General features: G+C 38.8%; 13 protein-coding genes and 1 riboswitch. Of the genes, 6 read left to right on the top strand and 7 right to left on the bottom strand.

Annotation, left to right across the window (positions count from 1 at the left end; genetic code table 11):
• Positions 1-28: 28 nt before the first annotated feature.
• From IGI63_RS10665 to IGI63_RS10645, 5 genes are all read right to left on the bottom strand, one after another.
• A complete protein-coding gene (locus IGI63_RS10665) occupies positions 29-1,519 on the bottom strand; it encodes an aldehyde dehydrogenase family protein (RefSeq protein WP_002361555.1) in 1,491 nt (496 codons plus the stop codon).
• A gap of 276 nt (positions 1,520-1,795) precedes the next feature.
• On the bottom strand, positions 1,796-3,307 hold the full coding sequence (locus tag IGI63_RS10660; protein WP_429975784.1) for a glucosaminidase domain-containing protein: 1,512 nt from the start codon (positions 3,305-3,307) through the stop codon (positions 1,796-1,798).
• 222 nt (positions 3,308-3,529) lie between these two features.
• Positions 3,530-4,042: a transcription repressor NadR gene (locus IGI63_RS10655; protein WP_002356248.1), complete on the bottom strand. Its 513-nt coding sequence runs from the start codon at positions 4,040-4,042 to the stop codon at positions 3,530-3,532.
• Positions 4,043-4,052: 10 nt separating this feature from the next.
• On the bottom strand, positions 4,053-4,898 hold the full coding sequence (locus IGI63_RS10650) for a chorismate mutase (RefSeq protein WP_002363448.1): 846 nt from the start codon (positions 4,896-4,898) through the stop codon (positions 4,053-4,055).
• A 4-nt stretch (positions 4,899-4,902) separates the two neighbouring features.
• Positions 4,903-5,616, bottom strand: coding sequence for an NAD-dependent protein deacylase (locus IGI63_RS10645; protein ID WP_429975783.1), 714 nt, complete (start codon positions 5,614-5,616; stop codon positions 4,903-4,905).
• Between the two features lie 172 nt (positions 5,617-5,788).
• Here IGI63_RS10645 and IGI63_RS10640 point away from each other — a divergent pair, with 172 nt between their 5' ends.
• The 3 genes from IGI63_RS10640 (at position 5,789) to IGI63_RS10630 (ending at position 8,979) form a co-directional block, all read left to right on the top strand.
• Positions 5,789-6,085, top strand: a complete 297-nt coding sequence (locus IGI63_RS10640) for a hypothetical protein (protein WP_002356244.1) — start codon at positions 5,789-5,791, stop codon at positions 6,083-6,085.
• A 189-nt stretch (positions 6,086-6,274) separates the two neighbouring features.
• Positions 6,275-6,449, top strand: a riboswitch (Lysine riboswitch).
• 194 nt (positions 6,450-6,643) lie between these two features.
• Complete coding sequence (locus IGI63_RS10635; RefSeq protein ID WP_010706796.1) at positions 6,644-8,227, top strand: ABC transporter permease subunit; 1,584 nt, start codon at positions 6,644-6,646, stop codon at positions 8,225-8,227.
• Positions 8,228-8,238: 11 nt separating this feature from the next.
• A complete protein-coding gene (locus IGI63_RS10630; protein ID WP_002356242.1) occupies positions 8,239-8,979 on the top strand; it encodes an amino acid ABC transporter ATP-binding protein in 741 nt (246 codons plus the stop codon).
• A gap of 46 nt (positions 8,980-9,025) precedes the next feature.
• Here IGI63_RS10630 and IGI63_RS10625 read toward each other — a convergent pair whose 3' ends face one another.
• Entirely contained in the window at positions 9,026-9,610 is a 585-nt protein-coding gene (locus tag IGI63_RS10625) for a TIGR00730 family Rossman fold protein (RefSeq protein ID WP_164972862.1), read from the bottom strand.
• Positions 9,611-9,783: 173 nt separating this feature from the next.
• On the opposite strand from IGI63_RS10625, the gene IGI63_RS10620 reads away from it, so the two are divergent.
• The 3 genes from IGI63_RS10620 to IGI63_RS10610 all read left to right on the top strand — a co-directional run bounded on the left by IGI63_RS10620 (position 9,784) and on the right by IGI63_RS10610 (position 12,165).
• Positions 9,784-10,275, top strand: coding sequence for a GNAT family N-acetyltransferase (locus tag IGI63_RS10620; protein WP_002356240.1), 492 nt, complete (start codon positions 9,784-9,786; stop codon positions 10,273-10,275).
• Between the two features lie 90 nt (positions 10,276-10,365).
• The gene (gene brnQ, locus IGI63_RS10615; RefSeq protein WP_002361550.1) at positions 10,366-11,721 is read left to right on the top strand and encodes a branched-chain amino acid transport system II carrier protein; all 1,356 of its coding nucleotides are present in this window, start codon (positions 10,366-10,368) and stop codon (positions 11,719-11,721) included.
• A 132-nt stretch (positions 11,722-11,853) separates the two neighbouring features.
• Positions 11,854-12,165 carry a heavy metal-binding domain-containing protein gene (locus IGI63_RS10610; protein WP_002381365.1) on the top strand — a complete coding sequence of 104 codons (312 nt, stop codon included), beginning with the start codon at positions 11,854-11,856 and terminating at the stop codon, positions 12,163-12,165.
• A gap of 50 nt (positions 12,166-12,215) precedes the next feature.
• Here IGI63_RS10610 and truA read toward each other — a convergent pair whose 3' ends face one another.
• Positions 12,216-12,965 (bottom strand): tRNA pseudouridine(38-40) synthase TruA, encoded by a 750-nt coding sequence (truA, locus tag IGI63_RS10605; protein WP_002356237.1) that lies wholly within the window; start codon positions 12,963-12,965, stop codon positions 12,216-12,218.
• Between the last annotated feature and the right edge of the window lies 1 nt (position 12,966).

Here is a 12,966-nt window from a genome sequence, read left to right as displayed (position 1 = left end):
GTTTGTTATCTAAAATTCACTACACTACTTAATACAGTCCATCTGCTTCTTCTTTTGTCACAATGTAAATATTTTTCATTTGCGTATAAGCATCTAGCATTGATTTATGCGTTTCTCGACCAATTCCTGATTTTTTATAACCGCCAAATGGCGCGCCCGCAGGCAATTGATTGTATGTGTTGACCCACATCCGACCTGTCCGTACACCACGAGCAACCCGTAATGCCACATTGATATCTTGAGAAAAGACGGCACCACCTAGACCATATTCAGAATCATTAGCTAAACGAATGACTTCTTCTTCCGTTTCAAATTTAATCACTGTTGCAACAGGACCAAAGATTTCTTCTTGGGCCACACACATTGTATTCGTACCATTCGCTAATAACGTAGGTGCTAAAAACGCCCCCTTGTCTAGCCCATTTTCTGTTAAACGTTGCCCACCAGTAATCAGCGTAGCTCCTTCCTTCACACCAATTTCGACATATTTTAAAATTTCTTCCAATTGATGCTCATTGATCTGAGCGCCCATTTCAACATCTTTTTCCCACGGGAAACCAACGTTCACTTGTTCAAACTTTTCCTTTAAAGCTTCTACAAATTGATCATAAATACCTGACTGAACGAACACACGAGACCCAGCACAACAAACTTGCCCTTGATTGAATAAAATCCCTAACTGCACGCCTTCTAATGCACGTTCCCAATTGGCATCTTCAAAAATAATGTTGGCTGATTTTCCGCCAAGTTCTAAAGTGGCTGGAATTAGGCGGTCGGCCGCCGCTTTAGCGACAGTGTACCCCACCTCTGTTGAGCCTGTAAAAGCTAGCTTATCAAACCCTGGATGTGCCAACATATAATTTCCTGAATCAGAACCACGACCGGTGATTAAATTCACTACTCCTTTCGGCAAGACTTGATCAAAAATCTTAAACAATTCCAACAGACTTAATGATGTGCTCGAGGACGGATGAATCACAACCGTATTACCTGCTGCCAACGCTGGCGCTAATTTCCAAGCACCCATTAATAAGGGGAAATTCCACGGAATAATTTGACCCACAACACCAATGGGTTCTTTCACAACAATGGATAACGTATCCTTATCAAATTCTTTGACAGACCCTTCTTCTCCACGAATCACACTAGCAAAATACCGAAAATGGTCTGCACTGGCAGGGACATCAATCGATTGCGTTTCCCGAAGCGGTTTTCCATTATCTAAAGTCTCCACCATAGCCAAATGTTCTTGATTTTCTTCAATCAAATCAGCAATTTTCAATAAAAGATTGCTTCTTGTTACAACGTCAACATCTTTCCATGTCTGAAACGCTTCTTGGGCTGCTTCTACAGCTCGATCCACATCTGCATTTGTGGCATCTACAAATTCTGCTAATTTTTCACCATTACTAGGATTGTAACTAGCAATCATTTTGTTACCACTACCTGTTGTCCACTCTCCATTAATATACAATTGATAGCTACTGGCAACTACTTGATTTATTTCTTTTTTACTCATTTACCCACCTCTTTTTTTATTTTTGTATCCGCTTACAATTATAAGACATCTTCCACCTAAAAGTAAATGATTCTACCTAAAAAAAATATAGCTATCAGCGACTGTTGCTAACTCATCCCGACCTGAAACCTCCTGGCAATAACTGAATGTATTAAACTTTATTGGAGAGAACTTTTGCCACAAAAAAAGCTAGCACTGAAGAATTAAAATTGATTCTTCAGTGCTAGCTTTGATTTTTCCAACTCATTCGTTCTTATTGACAAAGAGCTGATTTTTTTATTTATCTTTTGGAACGATATAGTTCATTAAATGTGTTTCATCGGCTGAGATTGTACGTGTCGAAACAACGTTTAATCCCTTCACGTTCATTTCAGAAATTAAGATGCTACCATCTTTAAAGACTTTTTCCACAAATGCGACATGACCATAAGTATTGTCTGCGCCTAAAACACCAGCTGGGAAGGAAACCGCTGCGCCTGCTTTTGGTGTACGACTTACTTTGTACCCGCGTGCACGACCTGTTTCGCCCCAATCTTGACCATTCCCCATTGTTAAGTCCACACGTTTACCTAATTGCGTAATACGGTTGTAGACATATTGTGTACAGTTGCCCCAAGCATAACTATTAAAGGTGTCATAGTTTTTGCCATTATAGGCTGGGAAATTTGATTCCATTGGTTCAACGGTTGCTTTTTCTTTATCATAATAAGTTAAATCGTATGTTTTAATTAACGCATTTAATTTCTTATGGTAATCTTTGTCCGTTGCATATTTTCCTGTTAGGAAACGAGTCGCTTCTTTGTATGATTTGGCTTCCGTTTTCCAGACACCATGATAGAAATCTTTATTGGAATCTAAACCATTTTTCAATAATTTCGCATAATCTTCCATTGATTCTTTATACGTTGGATATTGACGGAATTTTGCTTCTACTGTGTATAGGTTACCGAAACCATTGTCTTCATAGGTAATAAAAGAAACAGATTGACCTTTGTAATCGCCTTTAATACCAAACAAATTGTAGTTTGGTTTCTGGCTTAATTTACTATTGCCGCTGCCACTTTCTAAAATTGCTTGAGCAATCATCACACTAGCATATAAGTTTTTGTCCTTGGCCACTTTCCGAGCAGATTCACCGATTTCTTGAATAAACTCTTCTGTCTTCTTCGTTTTGCTGACCGTAAACGTCTCATCGTCTTCCACTAACCCAACCGCTTCATTTGTAACTGGTGGGACTATTTCAGGCTGCGGTGTTGACGCTGCTGGTTGCTCTACTGGCTTTTCAGCTGGTGCTGTTGGTGTCACTGGTTTCGCCGGCTGTTTTGATTCAGAAGTACTCGTGCCAGGTTTTGGCTGTTCTTTAGAAGAACTTGGTGTGGTCGTTGGCTTGGTACTTGATTCAGTTGTACTTGTTGACGTAGAATCTGTGGTTGACTCTGTTGTACTCGTCGAGGTGGAGTCAGTAGTCGATTCTGTCGTACTTGTGGATGTAGAATCCGTTGTGGAATCTGTCGTTTCGGTTCCTGACGTTTCCGTGGACTCCGTGGTTGCAGATTCACTTGATTCGGTTGAACTTTCTGTTTCAGTTGTTGATTCTTCTGTCGCTTCTGTTGTTTCACTAGTCGCTGTCGTTTCAGTGGCTTCAGCAGTTGTTGCTTCTGCGGTTGTTTCTGCGACAGAACTATTTTCAGCTACCAAGTTATTACCTTCTGCAAATGCACCTACTGGCATTGATGAACCTAAAAGTAATAAGGTAGAGAACAGGGCAAATTGTTTTTTCATACTCATTCTCCTTTTTTATTTTTCTCCATTTATTTTTATGTACCAACATATATAATTGACATAGTTATTGTTTAAATGGCTCCTTTTTTAATAGTATACTGTTTACAAAAAATTTCTAGCAAAAAGTTAAAAATAGAAGAAAATTCACAAATTCTTCTATCTTTTTGGTAATTTTCTAAGAAAAAAAGAAAGGGCTTGAACAAACATCAACGTCCTCTCTTTTTCTCGTTATCCTTCAAACAAAATACTTTTTTTTCGAAGCGCCTCTTTGATTTCTTGGAAAGTTTCTTCGTCTGCACAGCGAATAGTATGCAGATGGACGCCTCCTGTTAAAACTGATAGTAATGTAGCATGCTCTTTTTGATACTTGTCCATAAATTTATCAATATCTTTCTCTGATTGAATGCGCAAACTGCCGATTAATTCCCCATAAAGCGGATGTGCAATACTCACATCTACCACTTCTCCACCTTTGGCAACAATGACTGACAATTCTTCTCTCGTTTGTTCAGGTGTATGTTGACAAGCAATTTTCCGTTCAATTCCTTCTAAAGGTTGTTCCAACATATACCCTCGAGCTGTTGCGACAATTTCGACCCCTGTCGCCCGTAATAGAGCGACATCTCCTACAATAATTTGTCTGCTGACATCAAAAGCTTTTGCAAAACGAGTGGCACTAATTGGCTTTTCGGTCTCTCTTAATCTTTTAACAATCTCTCTTCTTCTGATTTCTCCATCCACGACCTTCGCCTCACTCTCCTAAATGTTTTTCTTGGAAACGTTTAGAGGCGTCCATAATTCCCTGGAAAGTCTCAGATAATGTTTCTTCATACTCGGCATTTTCAACATGATTCAGAATAGTTTCTAATACTTGTTGTTCTCTTTCAGAATCAAAAACCGCATGACCTGCTTTCTTTTTCACTGCAGCAATCTCTGCGACGACGTCCATCCGCTGTTCTAATAAACGGACCAGTTCCTTATCGATTTGGTTAATCTTTGCTCGTTGTTGTTCTAAAGAAGTTGTTGGGGCGTCATCTTCAGTCAATTCTTTAATTATCCGTGCTGGATTACCTGCGATCACACAGTTTTCTGGAAACGATTTGGTCACAACAGCACCTGCTGCCACCACTACATTATCGCCTAATGTTACGCCAGGAAGGACAATCGCTCCACCGCCAATCCAAACATTGTTGCCAATGATAATTCGTTTCCCTGATTCCATTCCGCTATTACGCTTGGCCGCTTGTAATGGATGCTCGGCTGTATAAAGTTGCACATTGGGTCCAAACATACAGTTATCGCCAATTTCGATTGGACAAACATCTAAAAAAACGTTATTAAAATTGGCATAGAAATTTTTTCCCACAGAAATGTTGTAGCCATAATCAAATTGAATCATCGGTTCGATGTACGTCCCGACACCCACTTTTCCAAACGTTTCTTCTATTAATTGACGACGAATATAAGTGTCTGGTTGTTGGTTAATTAACGCCATTTGTTCACGGGCTTTTTTGCGATCAGCCACTAATTCAGGATCTGAGGCAAAATATAGTGCACCTGCGATCATTTTTTCTTTTTCTGATTTAAATTCTTCCATTCCGTTACTCCTTTATCGTTAATTCTGCAAATATCGTTTCGGCTTTCGCTTCTAAAAAATAATAAGGTTGTTGTAAAAATAGCGGCGTTTGATTAATGGCTAAAATAGTTGCCGTTGGTTGTTTATAATGAATCAAATCGCAAAATGGATGCACTTGAAAACTCGTGCCGACAATCACGATTAAGTCGGCAGAAGCAACGGCCTGAATGGCTTTTTCGATTGCCTCTTCGGATAGGCCTTCTTCATACAAAGTAATAGCTGGACAGATTTGTCCATGACAGTCTGCATGCCGATCACTAAGTAAATAGTCTTGCCAAGGAACCGTTGTACCACAAGTTTGGCAATAACATTCATATAAATTACCGTGAAAGTCCACCACTTCTTGGCTACCTGCTTTTCGATGAAGCCCATCAATATTTTGTGAAACAATTTTTCCCCGTTTCATTTGCTCTAATTGTGCCATTTTCTGGTGAATGATATTAGGTTGTGCGTCTGGATGATAGAGCGTTTTAACGAATTGATAAAACTTTTCTGGCTCTGTTTTTAAGCAAGTCCGGCTCAATAAGTATTCCGGTTGCTGGATTCCTTGATAGACACCTTTTAAGGAACGATAATCTGGCACACCTGAGGCTGTCGAGATACCCGCACCTGTTAAAAATGTGATTTTTTGTTGGGTTGCCAACCAATGAATTGCCTCAGCTTGCGTGATATCTTGCATATCGATTCAGCTCCTAATCTTCTATATTATAACGTATTTTAACATTAGCACCAAAAGTTTTTCCACTTTTTGAAAACTTCTTACCTATATATTGATTTATCTTGAAAGAGTTTGTGACAAATTTCTCAACTCGTGGTAAAATATGCATGAGTAAAAGTGAGGTGAAACAACAATGGTCGCATTTATTATTTATTGGGCTGCAATTATTGCCTGCATCGCTTGGGGCGTTTTAAGCATTTGGTTCTCTGTTTTTTATCTTTCTCGTAAAGAAAACGGAAATCTTTGGGCTTTTGCGTTCTTCAACGTTATCGCTATTATCGCCTTAGCAATTGTTTTATTAGTTTACAAAACTTGGGATTTCGGTATCTTAACTTACTCAAGTCTAATTTATACAATTTTAGCTTCTTTAGGTGTATTGACTGTTCTTCAAGCTATTTTAGGTCGTGAACCAAAAGCTGTCAAAGCTTAAGTAAAAAGCAACTGTTCCTTTAGGAATGGTTGCTTTTTTCGTATTAGTTTCTATTTCGTAAGGAAAATGTTACGCTAATTTCATGCTGTTTGTGTCCTCTTGATAAATTCCTTTGCTGGAACATATTGACTTTCTTCTGGATTTATCCTAAAATTAATAACTGAATTTAATAACTGAATAGTGCCTCAAAAAAGAGGTAGAGGTCGCGGTTTTTATTACGCTTGTGGAGTGAGAGGACACTGGGAAGCAAGTTTAGGATCAATCGCCGAAATGCATAACGGAGCCTCTTCTGTTGTGTGTTGGGACGTAAGTTAAGAGCTTGCGGACTGTCTTAGTAGTGATGCTAAGTTGTGCTATGTTTCGTTGAGGAATTTTTTTCGACATTACCTAGCAACCTTACATCTGTTTGGTTGTTTTTTTGTATTCAAAAATAGGTTGTGACAGAAGTATTCTCCTTTAAAAAGACAGAATCGCTTTTGCTCAGCTGATTATCAAAGCTTGTTGATTGAAAAAAGACAAAACGATCAATCAGACAAGAAATTTAAAGGAGAGAAAAAGATGAACAAAAAAGTTTTTTCATTCAGTCTACTACTTGTCACGCTATTTTCGTTACTTGGCATGACAACCAACGCTTCGGCGGAGGAAAATGGTGAATTTCGTGTCGGCATGGAAGCTGGCTACGCCCCTTTTAACTGGTCACAGAAAAATGATGCACATGGCGCAGTGCCTATTCAAGGCAACTCTTATGCAGGCGGCTATGATGTTCAAATTTCTAAAAAAATTGCCGATGGTTTAGGTCGTAAATTAGTAATCGTCCAAACCAAATGGGATGGCTTGGCGCCCGCCTTACAATCTGGAAAAATTGATGCCATTATCGCCGGAATGAGCCCAACCGCTGAACGAAAAAAAGAAATTGCTTTTACAAACCCTTATTATGAATCACAATTTGTCGTAATTGTAAAAAAAGATGGCAAATACGCTAATGCAAAAAGCTTGAAAGATTTAGCTGATGCTAAAATTACAGCTCAACTAAATACATTCCATTACGGATTAATTGATCAAATTCCAAATGTCAATAAACAGCAAGCAATGGATAACTTTTCAGCTATGCGAACAGCACTTGCTTCTGGCATGATTGATGGGTATGTTAGTGAACGCCCTGAAGGCATAACAGCAACTAGTGTCAATAAAGAATTAAAAATGTTAGAATTTCCAAAAGAAAAGGGCTTTGATGCTAGCGCTGAAGACTCGCAAGTAGCAGTCGGCATGCGTAAAGGCGATCCAGACATTGAAAAAGTAAACAAAATTTTAGCAGGTATTTCTCAAGATGAACGGACAAAAATTATGGACCAAGCAATCAAGGATCAACCTGCAGCAACAGATAGTGATGAACAAAAAACAGGACTTATTAACGATTTCAAAAATATTTGGAATCAATATGGCGACATGTTTTTACGTGGTGCTGGTTTAACGCTATTTATCGCGTTAATTGGGACAGTTGTCGGAACAACCCTTGGTTTACTAATTGGTGTCTTCCGTACAATTCCAGATTCTGAAAACCCAGTCGCTCGTTTCTTCCAAAAATTAGGAAATTTAATTCTTTCTATTTATATTGAAGTTTTCCGTGGTACACCAATGATGGTTCAAGCAATGGTTATTTTCTATGGTTTAGCTCTAGCTTTTGGCATCTCTTTAGACCGAACAGTGGCCGCACTATTTATCGTTTCTGTGAATACTGGTGCCTATATGTCTGAAATTGTTCGCGGAGGTATTTTCGCAGTAGATAAAGGACAATTCGAGGCAGCACAAGCGATTGGGATGACCCATGGACAAACAATGCGTAAAGTCGTTATTCCCCAAGTATTACGTAATATTTTACCTGCAACAGGGAATGAATTTGTCATTAATATCAAAGATACGGCTGTGTTAAGTGTTATCGGTGTTGCAGATTTATTCTTCCAAGGGAATGCTGCTTCTGGCGCAAACTTCCAGTTCTTCCAAACCTTTACAATTGTCGGCATCATGTACTTGGTAATGACTTTTGTGATCACACGAATCTTACGTGTTGTGGAACGTAAAATGGATGGCCCTTCTGCTTACGTTAAAGTAGAAGAATTAACTGAAGAAGGAAAAGAAAGCTAGGAGGCAAACAGATGAGTGCAATTATTGAAATTGAACATTTACGAAAAAGCTTTGGCGAAAACGAAGTATTAAAAGATATCAATATGAACGTCAATAAAGGAGAAGTTGTCACCATTATCGGTTCTTCTGGTTCTGGTAAATCAACGTTATTACGTTGTATTAATTTGTTAGAAAAACCAACAGATGGCAAAATCATCTATAATGGTAAAAATGTTTTAGAACGTGGTTATAGTTTGCCCAAATATCGGACCCATTTAGGTATGGTTTTCCAATCATTCAATTTATTTAATAACATGAATGTCTTAGAAAACTGTACTTCTGGTCAGATGACTGTCCTAAAAAGAAACAAAGAAGAAGCAAAAAAAATTGCCTTAGAAAATTTAGAAAAAGTTGGCATGGCTCGTTTTATTGATGCCAAACCTGCTCAATTGTCTGGTGGACAAAAGCAACGGGTAGCCATTGCTCGAGCATTATCAATGGATCCAGATGTTTTACTTTTCGATGAACCAACTTCTGCATTGGATCCTGAAATGGTTGGCGAAGTGCTAAAAACAATGAAAAATCTTGCCCATACAGGGCTAACAATGGTGATTGTAACACATGAAATGGAATTTGCGCGGGACGTATCCGATCGTGTTATTTTCATGGATAAAGGTGTCATTGCCGAAGAAGGGACCGCTGAAGATATCTTTGTCCATCCAAAAGAAGCTCGGACAAAAGAGTTCTTACATCGGATTTTAACGAAAAACTAGTAAAAAAGAGGCAGTCATTCTGGTTAGAGTGACTGCCTCTTTTTTACTAGTTTTTGTATTGACGAATCATTGGCGGTTCATAGGAATCAATAAATGCACCAATTTCTTCTAAGGAATCTGAAATGAAAATTTTAGCTCGATCCGCTTCTGTTAAGAAATTAGTTTCTACCATTTTATCAAAAAAAGCAGCTAGTAAATCATAGTAACCATTCACGTTGTATAAAATACAAGGATTCATATGTTCACCGACTCGGCCCCAAGAGATCACCTCGCTAATTTCTTCTAGCGTGCCGGGACCACCGGGTAAAGCTAAATATACATCTGCCAATTCAATCATCTTTTTCTTACGCGCATGCATATCACTGACTGTATGCATCTTTGTAATGCCATTATGTGCAATCTCTCGTTCCATTAAAAAAGTGGGCATGACACCAATTACCTCTCCACCTTCTGCCAAAAGCGTATCAGCCACTGTACCCATTAGACCAACATTGCCACCGCCATAAACTAGATCATAGTGATTTTCTTTCATCCAAGCGGCTAACGCTACTGCAGCTTGCTGATAGATTGGCTCATTCCCCAGACTGGCGCCACAATATACTGCCATTTTTTTCACAAACATACCCTCCATTTAGATAGATTCTTTTTTACCATCTATCCTCTGGTAGCTATGGTAGCATATTTTGATTTTATCGAAAAGGTGCAGCCATTTTTCTTTTCGTTTTAAAAGTATTTGAATTTTCAGACAATAAATGCTATAGTCTTTTTATATTTTAAAATTTCAGAAAAAGGAGCCCTATTATCTTGTCTACCTCACTCACTATTCGCTTAGTTGCCGAAGCAGATTGGCCCGCATTACATACCTTGGACCAAATCATTTGGACAAAAAAGAATACCCCTGCCGAGATACAACCACTCTCGCTTGCGGCATATCAGGAAAAAATGAAAGATGAAACGATTTTTGTTGCCATCAGCGGACAACAACTCGCTGGATTTATTGAAGTCCATCCGCCCACTTCGTTAGCAGCTCATCAAAAGCAATGGTTACTAAGTATTGGCGTTTCGCCAGATTTCCAAGGACAAGGGATTGGTGGTTCTTTGTTGTCGTATGTCAAAGATATGGCCCAGATAAGCGGGATTCATAAGCTGAGTTTGCGAGTAATGGCTACCAATCAAGAAGCCATTCGATTCTATGAAAAACATGATTTTGTGCAGGAAGCACATTTTAAAGAAGAATTTTATATAAATGGACACTATTGTGATGATTATCAGTATGCTTATTTCATAGAAAAATAAGAAAACCAATGTTTTCTATAAAAACTGGTTGCTCTCTGTTTCTTCTTCTGTTATTTTAAATAATAAGACAATATTAAGGAGTGTGAATCTATGCAAAAAAAGTTAGTTTGGCGTGATTATCTATACGTTGGTTCAATGTTATTCGGTTTGTTTTTCGGTGCTGGAAATTTAATTTTCCCTGTACATATGGGACAAGAAGCGGGGGCTTCCGTCTTTTTAGCAAACTTGGGCTTCTTAGCCACTGGAATTGGCTTACCTTTTCTTGGTGTGATTGCTATGGGTGTTTCTAAAAGTTCAGGTGTTTTTGACTTAGCTTCTCGGATTAATCGTCGTTATGCTCTTATTTTTACCTTACTATTATATTTAACGATTGGTCCTTTCTTTGCTTTACCAAGGTTAGCAACTACTTCTTTTGAGATTGGTCTTGCACCATTTGTTCCTAAAGACTTGCAATGGCTAGTTCTTGCTGGTTTTTCCGCATTATTTTTCTTAGCCGTTTGGCTCTTCTCTAGAAAGCCAAGTAAAATCTTAGATTATGTGGGTAAATTTTTAAATCCGTTATTTTTAGCATTGCTAGGAATTTTGATTGTTTTAGCCTTTGTAAAACCATTAGGTCATGTGGCCAGTGCCGCTGTTGGTGAAAATTATATTTCAAGTCCTTTCTTTAAAGGATTTACAGAAGGTTATAATACGTTGGATGCTTTAGCTTCATTAGCTTTTGGGATTGTTGTCGTTTCCACTTTACGAAATATGGGCGTCGAAAAACCAGGAGATATCGCTAAAGGAATGATTAAATCAGGTGCTTTCAGTGTTGTATTGATGGGGATTATCTATACCTTACTTGCTTATATGGGAACAATGAGTATCGGGGCTTTTCCAATCAGTGAAAACGGCGGGATTGCCTTAGCCCAAATTGCTAATTACTATTTAGGCCTACCAGGGAGTATTTTACTGGCTTTTATCGTAGTTCTTGCTTGTTTAAAAACCGGTATCGGCTTAAGCACAGCCTTTTCTGAGACTTTTGAAGAAATGTTTCCGAAAGTTTCCTATCAAAAATTCTTGGCAATTGTTGTTATTTTACCAGCTATTTTTGCAAATGTCGGCTTAACCAACATCATTCAATTTGCCGTTCCAGTCTTGATGTTCCTTTATCCATTGGCGATTACTTTAATGCTTTTGGTAATCATCAGTCCTATTTTCAAACATCGACGGGAAGTCTATCAAGCAACGACCTATATCACATTGATTGCTGCTGTTTTAGATGCATTAAATAGCGCGCCTGCCTTTATCAAAGATACGGCGTTTGTAACAACGCTTTTAGAAAAAGCCGGCCAATACTTACCATTGTTCACTATTGGCATGGGCTGGGTCGTTCCAGCAACGGTTGCTTTTCTAATTAGTTGGGTTTGGGTCATGATTTCTAAAAAAGATCCTATCCTTGATTAATTCTTACCAAAACGACACTAGAAAAAATGCGGAAGCGCATCTTTTCTAGTGTCGTTTTTATGTATATTCGTTGTACCAAACTCTTGACTATGGTAAATTGAAGTTACCAACAAGTACTGGAGGAAATTGCCCATGTTAGTTACAACAACCGAGAGAATTAGCGGTCAAGAATATGAAATTATTGGAGAAGTTTTCGGGTTAACCACACGTTCTAAAAATATGTTTAAAGATTTAGGTGCTGGACTAAAAAGCGTAGTTGGCGGTGAAATCAAAGGTTACACTGATATGCAACGAGAAGCACGCGACCAAGCAATCGAACGTTTAAAAGCAGAAGCCTCTAAATTAGGTGCAGATGCCGTTGTGATGATGCGTTTTGATTCTGGCACAATTGGCACAGACATGCAATCTGTCGTGGCTTACGGAACAGCTGTTAAATACATCTAAATTTTGCAACTAAAAAGACGCAGACCTTTTCTTGTAAGGTCTGCGTCTTTTTAGTTTTCATATTTCACTTCTGCTAAATACAATCCTTCTGGATGAGCAGTCGGACCTGCTAAATTTCGATCTTTGGCTGCGATAATTGCTGGAATCGCGGTTGGTTCCAGCCGCCCATTGCCGATTTTCAATAGCGTACCAACTAAAATCCGAATCATTTTGTACAAGAAACCATCGCCCCGAAAAGTGAATGTTAATTCATCCCCCGTTTCATTGACATGAACACTGGCTTCATGAATGGTTCGGACTTTATCTTCTACCGAACTTCCTGAGGCACAGAAAGAGGTAAAATCATGGGTGCCTAATAAATCAGGCAAAGCTTGTTGGATTTTTTCGAGATCAATGGGATACGGAAAATAACTAGCATAAAAACGTCGAAATGGACTTCGCGGTTTGCCAATATCCACTTTAAATTGATAGGTTTTTTCGATCACGTGATAACGTGCATGAAAGTCTTCTGAAACACGTTCCACGCTGCGCACAGCAATGTCTTCTGGTGTTTGTGTGTCTAACGCAAAGCGCATTTTTTCCAACGGACGTTCCTGCGGATAATCAAAGTGAATCACTTGGCCCATTGCATGAACACCTGCATCTGTTCGTCCTGAACCAAAAACCGTCACGGAGTGTCCGTTATTCATGCGTGCTAACGTTTTTTCTATTTCTTCTTGAACGGTACGCTCATTAGGCTGCTTTTGAAAGCCATGAAAATGAGTGCCATCATAGGCAATGATTGCTTTATAGCGGGGCATA

The sequence above is a fragment of the Enterococcus sp. DIV0086 genome, from assembly GCF_050498705.1.
In the GTDB taxonomy this organism is placed as follows: domain Bacteria; phylum Bacillota; class Bacilli; order Lactobacillales; family Enterococcaceae; genus Enterococcus; species Enterococcus faecalis.
Note: the sequence above shows the minus strand (reverse complement) of the source record. Positions and strands in the feature narration are given on the sequence as shown.